The sequence below is a fragment of the Caulobacter sp. GSs2 genome, from assembly GCF_058680895.1.
In genome coordinates this window covers 2,693,770-2,709,560 of record NZ_CM178725.1, presented here as the reverse complement: position 1 = coordinate 2,709,560, position 15,791 = coordinate 2,693,770, and the positions used below count along the sequence as shown (strand labels likewise).

At 68.8% G+C, this 15,791-nt stretch carries 16 protein-coding genes; 5 read left to right on the top strand and 11 right to left on the bottom strand.

The window, feature by feature from the left end:
• Positions 1 to 20 precede the first annotated feature (20 nt).
• From ACW17Z_RS13180 to ACW17Z_RS13165, 4 genes are read right to left on the bottom strand one after another with little or no spacing between them, the layout of a single operon-like run.
• Positions 21 to 437, bottom strand: a complete 417-nt coding sequence (locus ACW17Z_RS13180; RefSeq protein ID WP_419318961.1) for a DUF3995 domain-containing protein — start codon at positions 435 to 437, stop codon at positions 21 to 23.
• Positions 438 to 441: 4 nt separating this feature from the next.
• Positions 442 to 1,212, bottom strand: a complete 771-nt coding sequence (locus tag ACW17Z_RS13175) for an enoyl-CoA hydratase (RefSeq protein ID WP_492058529.1) — start codon at positions 1,210 to 1,212, stop codon at positions 442 to 444.
• 8 nt (positions 1,213 to 1,220) lie between these two features.
• Positions 1,221 to 1,664, bottom strand: coding sequence for a MarR family winged helix-turn-helix transcriptional regulator (locus ACW17Z_RS13170; RefSeq protein ID WP_492056337.1), 444 nt, complete (start codon positions 1,662 to 1,664; stop codon positions 1,221 to 1,223).
• A gap of 31 nt (positions 1,665 to 1,695) precedes the next feature.
• On the bottom strand, positions 1,696 to 2,787 hold the full coding sequence (locus tag ACW17Z_RS13165) for an MBL fold metallo-hydrolase (protein ID WP_492056336.1): 1,092 nt from the start codon (positions 2,785 to 2,787) through the stop codon (positions 1,696 to 1,698).
• Between the two features lie 108 nt (positions 2,788 to 2,895).
• On the opposite strand from ACW17Z_RS13165, the gene ACW17Z_RS13160 reads away from it, so the two are divergent.
• Entirely contained in the window at positions 2,896 to 4,236 is a 1,341-nt protein-coding gene (locus tag ACW17Z_RS13160) for a hypothetical protein (protein WP_419318965.1), read from the top strand.
• A 94-nt stretch (positions 4,237 to 4,330) separates the two neighbouring features.
• On the opposite strand, the gene ACW17Z_RS13155 is transcribed toward ACW17Z_RS13160, so the two are convergent.
• Positions 4,331 to 5,008, bottom strand: a complete 678-nt coding sequence (locus ACW17Z_RS13155) for a nitroreductase family protein (protein ID WP_419318966.1) — start codon at positions 5,006 to 5,008, stop codon at positions 4,331 to 4,333.
• A gap of 7 nt (positions 5,009 to 5,015) precedes the next feature.
• The gene (locus ACW17Z_RS13150) at positions 5,016 to 6,557 is read right to left on the bottom strand and encodes an acetolactate synthase large subunit (protein ID WP_492056335.1); all 1,542 of its coding nucleotides are present in this window, start codon (positions 6,555 to 6,557) and stop codon (positions 5,016 to 5,018) included.
• A 136-nt stretch (positions 6,558 to 6,693) separates the two neighbouring features.
• Here ACW17Z_RS13150 and ACW17Z_RS13145 point away from each other — a divergent pair, with 136 nt between their 5' ends.
• On the top strand, positions 6,694 to 7,392 hold the full coding sequence (locus tag ACW17Z_RS13145) for a lysoplasmalogenase (RefSeq protein WP_492056334.1): 699 nt from the start codon (positions 6,694 to 6,696) through the stop codon (positions 7,390 to 7,392).
• 94 nt (positions 7,393 to 7,486) lie between these two features.
• Here ACW17Z_RS13145 and ACW17Z_RS13140 read toward each other — a convergent pair whose 3' ends face one another.
• The 4 genes from ACW17Z_RS13140 to ACW17Z_RS13125 form a co-directional block, all read right to left on the bottom strand.
• Positions 7,487 to 9,280 (bottom strand): feruloyl-CoA synthase, encoded by a 1,794-nt coding sequence (locus ACW17Z_RS13140; protein ID WP_492056333.1) that lies wholly within the window; start codon positions 9,278 to 9,280, stop codon positions 7,487 to 7,489.
• Positions 9,281 to 9,312: 32 nt separating this feature from the next.
• On the bottom strand, positions 9,313 to 10,545 hold the full coding sequence (locus ACW17Z_RS13135) for an RNA polymerase sigma factor (RefSeq protein WP_492056331.1): 1,233 nt from the start codon (positions 10,543 to 10,545) through the stop codon (positions 9,313 to 9,315).
• 6 nt (positions 10,546 to 10,551) lie between these two features.
• Positions 10,552 to 10,896 (bottom strand): YciI family protein, encoded by a 345-nt coding sequence (locus ACW17Z_RS13130; protein WP_492056330.1) that lies wholly within the window; start codon positions 10,894 to 10,896, stop codon positions 10,552 to 10,554.
• Positions 10,897 to 11,022: 126 nt separating this feature from the next.
• A complete protein-coding gene (locus tag ACW17Z_RS13125; protein WP_492056329.1) occupies positions 11,023 to 12,183 on the bottom strand; it encodes a glycosyltransferase family 9 protein in 1,161 nt (386 codons plus the stop codon).
• Between the two features lie 134 nt (positions 12,184 to 12,317).
• On the opposite strand from ACW17Z_RS13125, the gene ygfZ reads away from it, so the two are divergent.
• Together ygfZ and ACW17Z_RS13115 are read left to right on the top strand one after the other, a co-directional pair.
• On the top strand, positions 12,318 to 13,127 hold the full coding sequence (gene ygfZ, locus ACW17Z_RS13120) for a CAF17-like 4Fe-4S cluster assembly/insertion protein YgfZ (protein ID WP_492056328.1): 810 nt from the start codon (positions 12,318 to 12,320) through the stop codon (positions 13,125 to 13,127).
• A gap of 55 nt (positions 13,128 to 13,182) precedes the next feature.
• Complete coding sequence (locus ACW17Z_RS13115) at positions 13,183 to 13,779, top strand: DNA-3-methyladenine glycosylase I (RefSeq protein ID WP_492056327.1); 597 nt, start codon at positions 13,183 to 13,185, stop codon at positions 13,777 to 13,779.
• Positions 13,780 to 13,793: 14 nt separating this feature from the next.
• Here the strand turns inward: ACW17Z_RS13115 and ACW17Z_RS13110 are convergent, their stop codons facing one another.
• A complete protein-coding gene (locus tag ACW17Z_RS13110; protein WP_419318975.1) occupies positions 13,794 to 14,492 on the bottom strand; it encodes a TetR/AcrR family transcriptional regulator in 699 nt (232 codons plus the stop codon).
• A gap of 366 nt (positions 14,493 to 14,858) precedes the next feature.
• On the opposite strand from ACW17Z_RS13110, the gene ACW17Z_RS13105 reads away from it, so the two are divergent.
• Positions 14,859 to 15,611, top strand: coding sequence for a hypothetical protein (locus ACW17Z_RS13105; RefSeq protein WP_419318976.1), 753 nt, complete (start codon positions 14,859 to 14,861; stop codon positions 15,609 to 15,611).
• Positions 15,612 to 15,791: the final 180 nt, after the last annotated feature.

Genomic DNA, 15,791 nt, shown 5'->3' with positions numbered 1-15,791 from the left:
TTTTTTTGGTATTCGGAACGCTACAATTGCAGGGCCAGCAGCCCTAGGGCGATGGCCAGGCACAGTGGGCCATAGGCCCGCCGGTTGAGGCGAGCGAAGGGCGTGCCCTCGGCATAGCGAAAGACCGGCGGCGCATAGGTCGCCAGCCCCCGCAGGGCGAAGACGGCGAACAACGGCCAGCGCGCCATCCACAGCCAGAAACTCAGCGGCGAGGCCGGAGCCAGCGTGGCGAGGGCGAGCAGGCCACCTCCCGCCAGGGCCACCGCGACGGCGGCGCAGGCCAGAGGTCCCGGAGCGCGCATGCCGGCCGTGCGGCCGACCACATGCTCGACCAGCGAAGCCTCGTCATGTCCCGGCCAGCGACCGCCGAACCCCCAGTAGAGGTGGACCCCGGCCAGGGCGAAAAGCGTCGCCGCCAGGATCACCGCCAGCAGCACGGCGTCAGGCCACCTTGCTGAAGTCAGCCGGCCGCCGCTCGGCGAAAGCCATGAAGGCCTCGCGGGCTTCGGCGGTCTGCAGGCGTTCGGCGAAAAGGGCGCCTTCGGTGTCCATCAGGGCGGCGATCTTCTCGGCGTCACGCATCAGGCGCTTGGTGGTGGTCAGGGCCCCCAGCGGTCGCTTGGCCAGCTGGTCGGCCGAGGCGCGGGCCCGGGCGCGAAGCTCGTCCAGCGGCACCACCGCATTGGACAGGCCCCAGGCGGCGGCGGTCGTGCCGTCCACGGCTTCGCCCAGGGCGAACATCGCATAGGCGCGAGCATGGCCGATGCGGGCCGGCAGCAGCCAGCTGGAGGCGGCTTCCGGCACCAGGGCCAGGTTGACGAAGGGCGTGGTCAGGCGCGCGTCAGGGCTGGTGAACACCAGGTCGCAGTGCAGCAGCATGGTGGTGCCCACGCCGACGGCCTGGCCATGCACGGCGGCGACCAGCGGCCGGGTGGCGTTGGCCAGCGCCTTGAGGAACCGTCCCACATGCCGCTCGCCACTGAAGCCGCCCGTGGCCTGGGCGGTGAAGTCGGCCAGGTCATTGCCGGCCGTGAAGGCGTCGCCATCGGCCTGGAACACCACCACCCGCACAGCGGGGTCGGTCTCGGCCTGCTCCAGGCTGTCGGCCAGCACCCCGTACATGGCGTTGCTGAGGGCGTTCTTCTTTTCCGGACGCGACAGGGTGATGGTCATCACGCCGGCGTCGATCTGAACTTTCACGTGATTGGGCACATGCTCGGTCATGCGGCGTCTCCTTTGGGGAATTTGGTTTGCAGGCTGGTCAGCCAGCGGGCGACCACGGCGATCTCCTCACTGGAGAAGCCCTCGGTCAGGTTGGCATTGATGCTGTCGAGGCCGCCCTTGGCGTATTGGCGCGCCGCGCGGCCCTTTTCGGTCAGGTACAGCCGCATGGCGCGGCCGTCGGCCGGGTCGGGGCGACGCTCGACCAGATCCACCTTGGTCATGCGGTCGATCAGGCCGGTCATGGCCGAGGGGGCCAGGTCCAGGGCCTCGGCCGCCTCGCCGATCAGGGCGCCGTCGCGCTGGCCCAGAAAGAACAGCACGCCCGAATGGGCCGCCGTCAGCCCGCCCTTGGCCGCCATCGCCGCCTCGATCCAGCGCTGAACGCGCCGGTTGCCGGCGTTGAGCAGGAAGACGAGACGGCGGTCGGGCGGCACGGTCATGGCGCGACGCTAATACTTCGCGCGCGAAACATCAAACAGTTGTTTCGACGACCTCCACGGCGCCGTACCAGGCCACGCCCTCCGCGTCGGTGTCGCGGCGGACCACACCACGATGCATCAGGCAGTTCAGGTGCGCCAGGGCCTCGCCCGTGGCCATGCCCAGCAGATCGGGACCGATCGGCCGGGCGAACAGGGCCCCGAAGGTGTCGACCGCGCGCCGGGGTTCGACCAGCTTCTTTTCCAGCCGCGCCAGGCCCCGCTCGTGGCCCGCGATCAGGTTGTCGATCCGCGCATGCAGGCCGTGGAACGGATCATTGTGGGCCGGCAGCACCAGTACGCTGTCGGGAACCACCGCCTTGACCTTGGCCAGCGAGGTCAGCCAGTCGCTCAGGGGATCGGCCTCGGGCTCGGTGGGAAACACCGAGACATTGGACGAGATGCGCGGCAGCACCTGGTCGCCGCTGATCAGCACGTCCAGCTCCGGGCACCACAGGCAGGCGTGATCGGGCGAATGGCCCTGCCCGGTCACGACGCGCCAGGTGCGGCCGCCGATGTCGAAATCCTCGCCGTCCGATAGCCGGCGATAGCTGTCGGGCAGAGCGTAGATCGCCTTGCCGAAGCCGCCGAACCGGGCCTTGTAGTTCTCGATGGCGTCTTCGTCCCAGCCGGCGGCCTTGAAGAACCGCACGCCGTCCTCGGGCGCCTCGCGGCCGGTGTCGGCCACCAGCATCCGGCACTGGAAATATTCCAGGCGGGTCATCCACAGCCGGCAGTCGAACTTGCGCACGATCCAGCCAGCCAGGCCCACATGGTCGGGATGCAGGTGGGTGCAGATCACCCGGGTGATCGGCTTGCCGCCCAGCACGCCGGCGAAGGCGGCCCGCCAGGCCTGGCTGGTCTCCTTGGTCTGCAGGCCCGTATCGACGATGGCCCAGCCCTCGCCGTCGGCCAGGGCCCAGACATTGATGAATTGCAGCGAGCCGCCCAGCGGCTGCCTCAGCCACAAAACGCCCGGCGCCACCTCGACGGCCTGGCCGGTTCCCTGCTCGGGAACGGTCTCGAACGGGTAGACCAGCCGGGGCCTACGGGGCTGCGTCTCATCCTCTTCCAGTCCGTCGCGCATCTGTCGTCCCTTCCCGCCATGTTTTCGCTCACGTGGGAGGACATCTTGACCCCCAACGCAAGGGCGCGCTTATGTCCGCGCGAGGAATCCACCCAGGAGATGTTTCCCATGAGGCCATTCGCGATCGGCTTGGTTGCCGCCCTCGCGCTCGGTGCGCTCGTGCCGGCCGCCGTCATTTCGGCGCCGAAAGAGAGCAAGGACAAGCCAAAGATTGACGCCAAGGCGCGGGAAGCGGGCATGAAAGACGCCCCCGCGCTCATGCAGGCCGTCAATACCGGCTGCACCGTCACCGACGCCCGCCTGATCGGCGCGGACAAGAAAACCGCGAGCACCTATTACGAGGTCGCCTGTCAGGACAGCATCGGCTTTGCGCTGATCGCCAAGAAGGACACCCCGCCGCAGGTGTTCACCTGCCTGGAAGCCAACGCGCCAGCCGCCGACGGCAATCCCAGCGCCCTGGCCTGCCTTCTGCCCGGCAACGCCGACCCCAAGGCCGGCCTGAAGCCGTTCGTCAGCAAGGGCGGCGTGGCCTGCGACATCGAAAACGCCCGCGCCATCGGCTCGGGCGCCAAGAAGTCGTACTTCGAAATCGCCTGCAAGGGCGGCACGGGCTACATCCTGCAGACCAGCGCCCCGGCCAATGCGGCCGACGAAGTGGTCGCCAGCAGCTGCCTGCTGTACGAAGACGGCGCCAATGTCAGCTGCAAGCTGACTGACAAGGCCGCCCAACTGGCCATCGTCGACACCCTGACCGCCGCGTCGGGCAAGGCCTGCCAGGTCAAGGACAAGCGCTACGTCCTGAGCACCAAGACCGACAACTACTTCGAAGTCGCCTGCGCCGACGGCAAGGGCTACATGCTGCAGCAGACGGCGGCCGGCGGGGCTCTGGCCCGCACCATCGACTGCGCCCAAGCCGCCTTTGTCGGCGGCGGCTGCACCCTGACCGATTCGGTCGCGGCGCTGACCGAGCAGGCCGCCCTCTACAGCAAGCTGTCGACCAAGGGCGGCTTCAACTGCGATGTCGAAAAGTACGGCATGCTGCCCAGCGCCGATCCCAAAAAGGAAATCGTCGAGCTGAAGTGCAAGAACCGTCCGGACGGCGCGATCGCGATCTTCTCGACCGGACCGGCGCTGATCTATGACTGCCTGTTCGCCGAAATGAACGGCTATCGCTGCAGCTTCTCCAAGCAGGACGCGATGTTCCCGCGCCTGTCGGCCGACCTCAAGGCCTTTGGCAAGGGCTCGTGCGAGGTCTCCGGCGTCCGCCTGGTCGGTCGCAACGAGACCGAAGGCTATTTCGAAGTCGCCTGCTCGGACGGTCTGCCCGGCTGGGTGATGAGCTATCCGGTCAACATGCCCAATCCGAAGTCCAAGGAAATCCTCGCCTGCTCGCAGGCCAAGGGCATCGGCGGCGGCTGCAAGCTGCCGACCAACGTCAAGAAGAGCTGATCGGGTCGCAAGCCTGAAACAGCAAGCCCGCCGGGAGCGATCCCGGCGGGCTTTTTGTTGTCCGAAGTCCGGCCCCGAAGTCCGGCAAAGCCCCTCAGCGCAGGCTCATCACCTCGTCGAGGGCCAGCTTGGTCTTGGCGTGGGCCGGGACGGTGGCATCCTGCGCCGGGTGGCCAACCACCAACAGGATGTAGGGCTTTTCATGGTCCGGCCGCCCGAGCGCCGTGTTGAGAAAGCCCATCGGGCTGGGCGTGTGGGTCAGGGTCGCCAGACCCGCCTCGTTGAGCGCCGCGATCAGGAAGCCCGTCGCAATGCCCACCGATTCGGGCACGTAGTAGTGCTTGATCTTGCCGCCGGTCGCGTCGACGCCATGCCGCTGGCCGAAGATGGCGATCAGCCAGGGCGCAGTTTCAAGGAACGGCTTGTCGGCGTCGGTGCCCAGGGGCGTGAGGGCGTCGAGCCAGGCCTCCCCGGCCCGGCCGGCGTAGAATTCCCGCTCTTCGGCCTCGGCCGCAGCCCGAAGTTCCGTCCGCAAAGGCCCCGGCCCAATCAGGACAAATCGCCAGGGCTGCTGGTTGGCGCCGCTGGGCGCGGTCGCCGCCGCCGCGATACAGCGCTCGACCACCGCCCGCGGCACGGGACGGTCACTGAAGGCGCGGATGGTGTGACGGCGGCGAAGCCGGGCCAGGGCCGCCTCCGCCCGCTCCAGCATCTGCTCGTCGGTCAGCTCCCAGCGATCCGGCAGGGGCAGATGGTCGGGCTGGGTGGTCATGGCTCGCCTATTTCATCGCCGCTTCGATGAAATGCGGTCCCGGCGTCGTCATCGCCCGCGCCATGGCCGCATCGAAAGCTTCAGCCGTCTCGACCCGCTCGGCGGGCATGCCCAGGCCGCTGGCCAGAGCCACCCAGTCGATCCGGGGATCGCCCAGGTCCAGCAGCCGCGAAGCCTTGGGGCCGGGCTCGCCGCCGCCGGTGCGGCCCATCTCGATGCCCAGGATGCGATAGGCCCCGTTGGCGAAGATCACCACGGTGACGTCCAGCTTCTCGCGCGCGATCGTCCACAGGCCCTGCACCGTGTACATGCCCGCGCCGTCACCGTTCAGGCTCAGAACCTTGCGGTCCGGACAGGCCACCGCGGCGCCGATGGCCACCGGAATGCCCTGGCCGATGGCCCCGCCGGTCAGGCTCAGCCAGTCATGGGCGCGGGCGTTGCGGGTCTGGGTGAAGATCGGCAGGCCGGCGGTCACCGCGTCGTCGGAAATGATCCCGCCGGTCGGCATATGCCGGGCGATCGAGGCCCCCATGGCCCAGGCGTCGAACTTGGCCCCCGGAGCGGCCGGCTCGATATAGGCCTCGACCGCGCCGTGGGCCGGTGCGCCCAGGGCGTCAGCCAGGGCGTTCAGCGCGGCAGGCGCATCGACCTCGCGACCGCACAGGGTCTCCAGCGCGCAGCCGTCCGGAACCAGCACGCTGGGCCGGTCGGGATAGGCGAAGAAGGCGACCGGCTGGCTGGTCCCGGCCAGCACGATCAGATCAACGCCGGTCAGGTCCTTCAGGGCCTGCTCGCCGAAATACATCATCTTGTCGGGTCGGAACCGGCCCTCGCCCCGTGACTGGCGGGCGGTGAAGGTGTCGGTCAGCACGCGGACGCCAGCGGCGGCCAGGCGTCCGGCGGCGGCGATCCCGGCCTCGCCGCAGCCACTGGAGCCCAGCAGGATGGTCGGCTTGGCCGCCGCCCGGATCGCGGCGGCGACGGCGGCGACGGCGGCGGCGTCAGGCGCGGCGGGACGCGGCGTCTCGATCACCGGCCCGGCGGCGTTGGTTTCGTTCCAGGCGCTGTCAGCCGGCAGGATCAGGCAGGCGTTGCCGCCCGGCGCGCCGAAGCTGGCGGCCACGGCCTCGGCGGCGAGGGCGCCGACCTGATCGGCGCTCTCGGCCGACTTCACCCAGATCGAGTTGGGCGCGGCCAGGGCGGCGATGTCGGAATTGAGCGGCGCGTCGTATTGGCGGTGATCGGTGGCGTGGTCGCCGATCACATTGACGACCGGCGTATAGGCCCGCCGCGCATTGTGCAGATTGGCCGCGCCATTGGCGTAGCCGGGACCCAGGTGCAGCAGGGTGCAGGCGGGCTTGCCGACCATGCGGCCATAGCCGTCGGCCGCGCCGGTGGCGACGCCCTCGAACAGGCACAGGATCGAGCGCATGCGCGGCTCGCGGTCCAGGGCCGCGACGAACTGCATCTCGCTGGTGCCGGGATTGGCGAAACAGGCGGTGACGCCGTTATCGGCCAAGGTGGTGATCAGGGCGTCCGCGCCGTTCATGGTCTTCTCCGTACCGTGTTCCTTTCCTTCCAACATTTCGGGCGGCGCGCCAACGGTGGTTGCGCATCACCTGCAAGCTGAAGCAGTCTGAAGGCGCCGAAGCCTCGCCACAGAACGAGCCGGCAGGGGGACGACCATGACGCAATCCACCACTCTGGCCCGCTGGGTGCTGATCGCCTCGATCCTGGCCGGGATCAGCTATGTCTTCGCCTGGGGCCTGGGCCTGCCGCAGGCCGCAGAACTCACCTGGAAGGGCCTGGGCGTCAGCCTGCTGGCCGTCTATGCGGCCCTCAAGGCGCGCGATCTGGACGGCTGGCTGCTGGTCGCGGTGATGGCGTTCGGCGCGCTGGGCGACGTGCTGCTGGGCGCCATGGGGCTGACCGTCGGGGCCCTGGCCTTTCTGGCCGGACACCTGATCGCCATCGGCCTCTATCTGCGCAACCGGCGACCGGCCCTGTCACGCAGCCAGCTGGCCCTGGCCATCGTGCTGGTTCCCGCCACCGTCAGCATCGCCTGGCTGCTGCCTGCCGACCGGGCCGGCGCGCCGGGCGTGGCCTTCTATGCCCTGGGCCTGTCGCTGATGGCCGCCACCGCCTGGACCAGCCGCTTTCACCGCTTTCGCGTCGGGATCGGGGCGGTGATGTTCGTGGTCTCCGACCTGCTGATCTTCGCGCGGTCGGGGCCGCTGCCGGACAATTTCCTGACCGGGCTGGGCGTGTGGGGGCTGTACTATTTCGGGCAGCTGCTGATTTGCGTGGGGGTGGTGCACGGGCTGGCAAAATCTTCCGCTCTCCCCGGCGAAGGCCGGGGCCCAGATCCAGCCCAGAGCGCCTGATACCTAGCCAAGGCCGTATCCCGGATCATCCCCAAACGCTCGGGCTGAATCTGGGCCCCGGCCTTCGCCGGGGAGAGCGGTGTTCTTGTAGGACTCAGAACACCATCACCCCGTCATCCGGCGCCTCGGCGAACAATCGCTCCAGCTCGACAGGGCGCCGGTCCCGGGCCAGGGCCTGGTTGATATAGCCCTTGTCGGTCAGCTCGCCCGAGGCCGCATCCGGGGCGCCGTCGAGGATCAGGGCCCGGGCCACCTTGCCGCCGCCCTTGGCTGCAGCGTTCAGCCGCTCCAGCCCCTCGCGCACCGCCGCGCGCACGGCGGCCGCATCACCCAGTCGCCCGGCGGCGGTGGGATCGATGAACAGCATCAACCCGACCCCATCGCGCCCCTCGCCACAGACCAGGGCGTCGGACACCACGCCGCCGATCGCCGACACCGCCGCCACCCGCAGGGCCCCGGCCGCCACGAAGGTGCCGCTGGCCAGCTTGAAGTTCTCGACCAGGCGCCCGTCGAACACCAGACCCGCCGCCGGGTCTTCGGGATCGGCCAGCCGCGCGGCGTCGCCCAGGCAGTAGAAGCCCTCGTCATCAAAGGCGTCGCGGGTGGCTTCGGGCTGATCCAGATAGCCGGGCGACACCTGTGGTCCCTTGACCCGGATCTCGAACTTGTCGCCGGCTGGCACCAGTTTCACCGCCGTGCCCGGCGTCGGCAGGCCGACCATGCCCGAGCGGGCGTTGTGCCAATGGATGTTGCAGGCGGTCGGCCCCGTCTCGGTGGCGCCATAGCCGGCCGCGAAACTGACCCGCTCGCCGATGGTGCGCACGGCCACGGCCTGGATGCGGTCGAGAATCGACTGGGCCATCGAGGCCCCGCCATATTGCAGCACCCGAACCTTTTCGAAGAACTTGGCCGCCAGGGCCGCATCGCGCTCCAGCTCGCCCACCAGCAGGCCCCAGCCGGCCGGGACCATGTTGTGATAGGTCGGCGAGACCTCGCGCAGATTGCGGATCGTCTCGGCAAAGCGCGTCGGCGTGGGCTGGCCGGCGTCGATATAGAGGGTCCCGCCCCGGTGCAGCACCATGTGCAGGATGGCGTTGGCGCCCAGGCTGTGGCTCCACGGCGCGGAATTGACCAGCACCGGCGGCTCGGGATCGGCGTAGCAGGCCTCGATCTGGGCGGCGTTCAGCGCGATATTGGCATGGGTGCAGATCACCGCTTTCGGCTTGCCGGTCGAGCCCGAGGTCAGCAGCAGCTTGGCGACGTCAGTGGGCTGGCAGAGCGGCGCCACCGGCGGGGCGTCCAGCAGATCGGTGAACGGGATGTGGTGGCCGGCCGGATTGAGACTGGCGATCACCGGCAACCCCGCCAGGAACTGCGCCTCCAGCGCCCCCGCGAAGGCGGTCGCGTCATCGGCATAGACCGCCGCCGGCTTCAGCCGCTCGACCGCGAAAGCCAGCCGCGAGAGGTCGGCGCCCGCCAGACCGTACTGCGGCGACACCGGTGAGATCGGCGCGCCCAGGCTCATGGCGGCATAGCCGATCAGAGCGTGGTCGATGGTGTTGCGGGCCAGGATCAGCAGCGGCTTGCCCGGGCCCAGGCCCAGGGCCTTCAGCCCGCCGGCCAGGGCTTCGATCTTCGTCCTGGCCTCGGCAAAGGTCACGGTCCGCCAACCCTCGCCCTCGCCCCCATTGGCCCGCTCCGCCAGCCAGACCCGGTCGGGCGCTTCGACGGACCAGCGGGCCAGGGGCGCGGTCACGGTCTGGACCGCGTCGGAATAGGGCATGGGATTGCGCAGGATCAGCGCGACGCCGCGCTGTTCGAACTCGAGGGCGCGCGGCGCATAGCGGGCGTCGCGAAAGGGGGCCGTAGCGGCAGATGATCCGTCCATGGGCGCTGTTATCCCGCGCCTCTTACGGTTGTTCAATCCGTTGCGAGCGCGGCGCGGCGACGCTGCAGCCAAAGCCGCTCGGCGGGACCCGGATCCAGGGCCAAGGCGCTGTCATAGGCCTCGCGCGCCGCGCCGGGCCGGCCCAGCCGGGCCAGCAGGTCGGCGCGGGCGGCATGGAACGGCGCAAACGCCGTCAGCCCGGCCGGGTCCAGCCCCTCGACCTGGGCCAGGGCCGCCTCCGGACCGGCCACCTCGGCCAGGGCGACGGCGCGGTTCAGCCGCACCACCGCATCGTCGCGCCAGACCAGCAGGGCGTCATAGAGGCGCAGCACGGCGGCCCAGCGCGGCGGCTCGGCCAGGCTCTTGCGGCCGCACCAGACGGCATGGATCGCCGCCTGAAGCTGGCGAGGGCCGGGACGGTCCAGATCAGCAGCGCGGCGCAGCAGACGCTCGGCCTCGGCGATCAGGGGCCTGCGCCACAGGGCCGGGTCCTGCTCCGACAGGGGAACCATGGCGCCGGTCTCGTCCAGCCGGGCCGGACGCCGCGCCTCGGCGTAGCGCACCATGGCCGCCAGCCCCAGGCCTTCGGGCTCGTCCGGCAAGAGCTCGACCAGCACCGCCGTCAGGTCCAGCATCTCGCGGGCATAGCCGGCGTGGGGCCCCGCCCCGGCCGCGTCGCCGTGGGCCCTGGCGTAGGCGACCTCAAGGGTCGAGAGCACGGCGGAAAGCCGCTCGGGCCAGGCTTCCGGACCGGGCGCCTCGAAGGCGACCCCGGCCTGGGCGATCTTCTTCTTGGCGCGGGTCAGGCGCTGGAACAGGGCCGGCTCCGACACCAGAAAGGCCCGGGCGATCTCCTGCACGCTCAAGCCGCAGACCAGCCGCAGGGTCAGGGCGGCGCGGGCCTCGGGCGGCACGACCGGATGGCAGCAGACAAAGATCAGCTTCAGCCGCTCGTCGGGGATCAGGGCGTCGTCGGACACCAGCCTGTCTTCGGCCGAGCGCTCCGGCGCAGGCGGGTCAGGCGCCAGTCTTTCGCGAACCGTTCGCCTACGGATCATGTCCAGGGCGTAGCGCCGAGCGGTGGCGTAGAGCCAGGCGGCCGGATCGCGCGGCTCGACCTGCGCCCACGCCGGGACGGCCCGGGCGCAGGCCTCGGCGAAGGCCTCCTCGGCCAGGTCCAGATCGCGGAAGCCGGCGGCCAGATAGGCGATGATCCGCCCGCCGCTCTCGCGCGCCACCCGGTCGAGGAGACCTGGATCGGGCATCAGCGCCTAGCAGTTCGGTCCGGTCGGCCGGACCTCGACCTTGCCGCCGGGCGACAGTGGAACCTTCCGGGCCCAGCCGACGGCCGCCTCGCGGTCGGCCACATCGACCATGTAGTAGCCGCCCAGCTGCTCATGGGTCTCGGCGAACGGGCCGTCATGGACCACGCCGTCCTTGGCCACGGTCGCGGCGGTGAAGGTCGGGGCCAGTTCCGAGCCGCTCCAGTCGATGCCCGAGGCGATCAGCTCTTCGGTGAAGGCGTGGTGTCCGGCGATGATGTCAGCCAGCAGCTTTTCACCCGCCTCGCCGGCGTAGTTGGCCTCGTTCTCATAGATCAGCAGCATGTACTTCATGACGGTCTCCCAGCAGACGAGCGCACGCCGCGCCGCCTTCAGGGCACAGACGCGCGAGGTCGACGGGATTCGACAGGGGGTCGGGAGAAATGTCGAGAGGGCGGCCGCCAGAAGCCGGAATCGCGGCTAGGGGTTGGGGCCGCTCTCGGCTCGCGGATCGACGGCTTCCGGCTCAGCCTCCTCGACCTCGGTCTCCACCGGGCGAGCAGCGGGCAGGATGATCTCCGGCTCGAAGGCCTCGGCCGCGACGTCCGGCTCGACCGCTTCCGGTTCTGCCTCGACCGCCACCACAGCCTCCCCCGCCGTCTTCGCCTCGGCCAGCAGCGCCTTGGCCGCCTTGACCACGGTCGCCACCGGCAGGTCGCTCATGTGGCGGATGGCTTGCGACAGGTCGGGATCCACGGCCAGGAACTGCTCGAACTCGCGCGGGCCCCGCACGGCGCGGGTCAGCGGGCCCCAGGGGGCGTAGCGGCGCTCGTCGGAGGGGCCAAACAGGCCGATGGTCGGCGTGCCGGCGGCGGCGGCGATGTGCATCAGGCCGCTATCATTGCCGATGAACAGGTCGGCGCGTTTCAGGCAGGCATAGGCGGTCAGCAGATCGACCTTGCCCGTCAGGTCCACGCAGCGGCCGCGCGCCGAGGCCATGCGTAGCTCCTCGACCATGCGGGTGTCCTCGGGACCGCCCAGGATCAGCAGGCGGCCGCCGGCCATCGGGCCGTCGGGACCCAGCAGCTGGCCCGCCGTCTGGGCAAAGCGCTCGATCGGCCAGACCTTGCCCACCCAGTTGGCGGCGGGACCCATGGCCAGCAGAGGCCCGGCGACCTCGCCCGGCTTGGCCGCCAGCATCTGGTCGGCCAGGGCCTGGACCTCGGGGGTGATGTAGAGATGCGGAGCCGGCGGCGCGCCTTCCAGCTTCAGCACCCGGGCCGCGTCGATCACCTTGTGAACGACCTCGCCGGGCACCTTCTTCCAGATCGCCCGCTTGTCGCGGCGCAGGAACAGGGCCGTGCCCGAGCCGCGCAGATCGACGATCAGGCTCCACTTCTTGTGGCGCACCTGGTTCCACAGCTTGAACCAGTGGCCCTTGCCCTTGCCCTTCTCCATGACGATCACCCGGTCCAGACCCGGCACATGGGCGAACAGCGGCGCGGCCAGGGGGCCGGCGACGATGGTGAAGCGGGCATTGGGAATTTCGTCGGCCAGCATGCGGATCAGGCCGGACGACAGCACAGCGTCGCCGATCCGCGTGGCGGTGATGAAAAGAATCGGGAAGGCCCGCTGTGTCATCGGCGCATGTATAGGGCCAACGGCCCGATGGCGCATCCCGCTATAACGGCTCAGCTTTCCAAATGGGTCGCGCCGTCCGGCAAGGCCCGCCGAGGGGGGTGGCGCCCGCGACCCTGCGGCGCCACATCTGAGGCATGACCAGCCCCGCCCTCGCCCGCCTGACGTCCCGCGCCGTGATCGCCGTCAGCGGCCCCGACTGGCGATCCTTCCTGCAGGGCCTGATCACCCAGGACGTCGAGACCCTGGCGGTCGGCGAGCTGCGGCTGGGCGCCATCCTCACCCCGCAGGGCCGGCTGCTGTACGACCTGTTCATCGCCGGAACGGAAGGCGGCGCCCTGCTGGACGTGGCGACCCAGTATCGCGAGGCCATCATCCTGCGCCTGACGATGTATCGCCTGCGGGCCAAGGTCGAGATCGCCGCCAGCGACCTGACCGTCACCGCCCTGTGGCCGGCCGACGAGACCCTGAAGGCCGATGAAGGCTTCTATCGCGACCCGCGCGCGCCGCAGCTGGGCGCCCGCGCCTATGGCCTGGCCGCAGACCCGACGGCGGACGAGGACGCCTATGACGCTCACCGTCTGGCCCTGGGCGTCCCGGGTCCGGCCGACTGGCTCAGCGACAAGACCTATCCGATCGAGGCCAATTTCGACCTGCTGAACGGCATCGACTTCAAGAAGGGCTGTTTTGTCGGCCAGGAAACCACCAGCCGCATGAAGCGGCGCGGCACGATCAAGACCCGCATGCTGCCGATCACCTTCGACGGTCCCCCGCCCGCCTTCGGCGCCGAGATCCTGGCGGGCGAACTCCGGGCCGGCGAGGTGCTGTCGGGCCGAGACGGCCGCGCCATGGCGAGCCTGCGGCTGGACCGCATCGAAGCCGGCGGCCTCACTGTGGATGGGCGACCGGTCAGCGTCGACTGGCCCGGCTGGATGCCCGCCGCCTGAGCCTGTTCACGAAAAGTTCTGGAAATCGCCGCGCGGTTGCGCCAAGCTTGACCGCATGACCGAGCTGCAACGCTGCACCACCTGGAAGGGCATGGCGGGTGACCCCGTCTATGAGGCCTATCACGACACCGAATGGGGCGTGCCCGAGTACGACTCCCGCGCGCTGTGGGAAAAGCTCGTCCTCGACGGCTTCCAGGCCGGCCTGTCGTGGATCACCATCCTGCGCAAGCGCGACGCGTTCCGGGCCGCTTTCGCCGATTTCGACCCCGAGATCGTCGCCCGCTTTGGCGAGGCCGACCGCGCGCGGCTGATGGCCGACGCCGGCATCGTCCGCTCCAACGCCAAGATCGACGCGGCGATCGGCGGGGCGCGGATCTATCTGGACATGCGCGAGCGCGGCGAGGATCTCAGCCAATTGCTCTGGGGCATGGTCGGCGGCGCCCCGGTGCAGAGCGCCTGGACCAGCCAGACCGGCACGCCGGCTCGCACGCCGCTGGGCGATGAGATGGCCAAGGCGCTGAAGGCCAGGGGCTTCAAGTTCTGCGGGCCGGTGATCGTCTATGCGTTCATGCAGGCGACGGGGCTGGTCAACGACCACCTGACGACCTGTTACCGGCATGAGGCGTGTCGGGCGATGACGCGGCAGGGCTGAGCCTTGCCGATCGCCTACCCCTTGGCGGCGCGGGCGATCACGCTCTCGAAACCGGCGGCGCAATAGGCAAACAGGCGGCGGCGCACCGCCTCCAGATCGGTGGAATGACACTCGCCGTCCGACAGCGAGTCGATCCGACCCGTCTCCGACAGGGCCAGCATCATCGAACCGGTCAGGAACTGATAGCACCAGTACAGATCGCCATAGTCGGCGTCCGGCCGCGCCGCCTTCAAGGTCTCGACCAGCCGATGGACCACCGGATCAAAGAACCGGGTCATGGTCTCGCCGCCCCAGACCGGGGTGTTGTTCACCTGGGCGACCAGCACGAAATAGTTCTTCCAGCCCCGCCCGCCGTCCTGGGAGATCCGCAGCAGCGGCTCGATGAAGGCCTCGATCACGCCCTCCACCGTCATGGCCCCGGCATGGGTCTTCACATAGAGGTCCATCGAGGCCAGCCGGGCCTGGTTGAGGATCTCGGCCCGGCGCAGGAACACCGCGTCGAACAGCTCGCGCTTGGCCCCGAAATAATAGTGGATCAGCGCCGTATCGACCCCGGCCTCGGCCGCCACCTGCCGGGTGGTAACGCCATAAAAGCCGTGACGCGCGAACAGGCCCTCGGCCGCGTCGAGGATGGTTTCCTTCAGGTCCAGGCCCTTGGCCTTGGACGGTCGACCCCGCCCGCCGGGACGGGCGCGGGGCTTGGCTGCGGTCATTCGACTCTCGTGCCTGCCTTGATTGCGCTGCCCCCGGATGGCGCATCCGGGGGAGCGTGGCAAGGCGGAAGGCCCTGCGCGGAGCACGGTCGAGCGCTGATAGGCGGTGACAGCGGACGTGCTGAACGGCGGTTATGGGTGGTTAGGAGACGTTCGCCGCGAGGCGTTCGGTGAGCCAGTCTTGAAGGCGATCCGCATCGAGCGTGACGCCTGACGAAGACTTCACAGGAAGCACAGGAGAAGGCGAGTCTGTGCAAAGGTGTAGTGAACCAGATATTCTCGCCTCTGATCGAAATGATCTTTGCATTCGATGGCTATTAACCATACTAGGCTGTTAGATGCCAAGGATGATTGCCTTGTGTTCAATTGTTTACATTTCCCGAGGGGAACATGACATCAATCAAGGCTAAGCTGGCTGCGGTGGCCGCAACGATATTGGCGGTGAGTGCTGCATCGGCGGCAATGGCGGCGCCGGCCGCTGCCTCCTGGCTGGACAACACCGAAAAACTCCACGTCGAGAAGACCGGCGGCGGCAAGCTGGGGAAAGCCAACTACGCCCTGGGCGAATTTACGGGCACAGGAGGGCTGACAGTTGAGCGAACCTCGGGGTTTAGTGTCCTCAACGGCGCCTACAGCAGTGTCAAAAAGAAATATGATAACAAGTTCACCGTCATGCTGCCCGGGCAGACGGAGCGCGTCGATGTAACATGCACGGGTGGACAGGCGCGCGCCGGTCTGACGTGGATTGCGTTCAAGCGATCAAAACTCGGCTATCACTGCGACTATGTCGGCGGCGGCGTACCGGCGGGAACAGCTTTCGACCTGGCTCTGTCCGAACCCGGCCTCATGAAATCCCTGGAGCAGCCGCAGCGCGCCGGTGAGTTCACCTTTGGTGACATCGTCTTGAAGGCGGAAACGCGCCAGGTCGACACCAAGTTGATCGCGAGCCCGGGCGTCCTTGGCTATGTGTTCAGCCGAGGGGGCGTGGACGTGTGCGCGATCAGTCTTGTCGGCTGGAAAAAGACGATTTACCTGCCAAAGGCGGGTGACCCCAACCGGACGGCCTGCGCCCTGCTGGCCCTCTCACTCAATTACTTCAATGACCCGGGCAATCTCTAGGCGATTTGAAGTCTTACCTTCCAGCATTGCGACCTTAGAAATGTAAGGGGGCGTCCGGTGTTTATCTGGACGTCAAACCTCAGATGACGTGGGTCTTCGGATCCCTCGCGATGAGGGTTTTTGGTGAGTATACATGATAAAGTTTGCTGGCCACGCGCCTCGTATTCCTGAAGCCAAGGT

Excerpts from the sequence above, each read along its gene's own strand:
- ACW17Z_RS13170 (WP_492056337.1), bottom strand. The coding sequence starts at position 1,664 with ATGACCGTGCCGCCCGACCGCCGTCTCGTCTTCCTGCTCAACGCCGGC.
- ACW17Z_RS13165 (WP_492056336.1), bottom strand. The coding sequence starts at position 2,787 with ATGCGCGACGGACTGGAAGAGGATGAGACGCAGCCCCGTAGGCCCCGG.
- ACW17Z_RS13160 (WP_419318965.1), top strand. The coding sequence starts at position 2,896 with ATGAGGCCATTCGCGATCGGCTTGGTTGCCGCCCTCGCGCTCGGTGCG.
- ACW17Z_RS13155 (WP_419318966.1), bottom strand. The coding sequence starts at position 5,008 with ATGACCACCCAGCCCGACCATCTGCCCCTGCCGGATCGCTGGGAGCTG.
- ACW17Z_RS13150 (WP_492056335.1), bottom strand. The coding sequence starts at position 6,557 with ATGAACGGCGCGGACGCCCTGATCACCACCTTGGCCGATAACGGCGTC.
- ACW17Z_RS13145 (WP_492056334.1), top strand. The coding sequence starts at position 6,694 with ATGACGCAATCCACCACTCTGGCCCGCTGGGTGCTGATCGCCTCGATC.
- ACW17Z_RS13140 (WP_492056333.1), bottom strand. The coding sequence starts at position 9,280 with ATGGACGGATCATCTGCCGCTACGGCCCCCTTTCGCGACGCCCGCTAT.
- ACW17Z_RS13135 (WP_492056331.1), bottom strand. The coding sequence starts at position 10,545 with ATGCCCGATCCAGGTCTCCTCGACCGGGTGGCGCGCGAGAGCGGCGGG.
- ACW17Z_RS13130 (WP_492056330.1), bottom strand. The coding sequence starts at position 10,896 with ATGAAGTACATGCTGCTGATCTATGAGAACGAGGCCAACTACGCCGGC.
- ACW17Z_RS13125 (WP_492056329.1), bottom strand. The coding sequence starts at position 12,183 with ATGACACAGCGGGCCTTCCCGATTCTTTTCATCACCGCCACGCGGATC.
- ygfZ (WP_492056328.1), top strand. The coding sequence starts at position 12,318 with ATGACCAGCCCCGCCCTCGCCCGCCTGACGTCCCGCGCCGTGATCGCC.
- ACW17Z_RS13115 (WP_492056327.1), top strand. The coding sequence starts at position 13,183 with ATGACCGAGCTGCAACGCTGCACCACCTGGAAGGGCATGGCGGGTGAC.
- ACW17Z_RS13110 (WP_419318975.1), bottom strand. The coding sequence starts at position 14,492 with ATGACCGCAGCCAAGCCCCGCGCCCGTCCCGGCGGGCGGGGTCGACCG.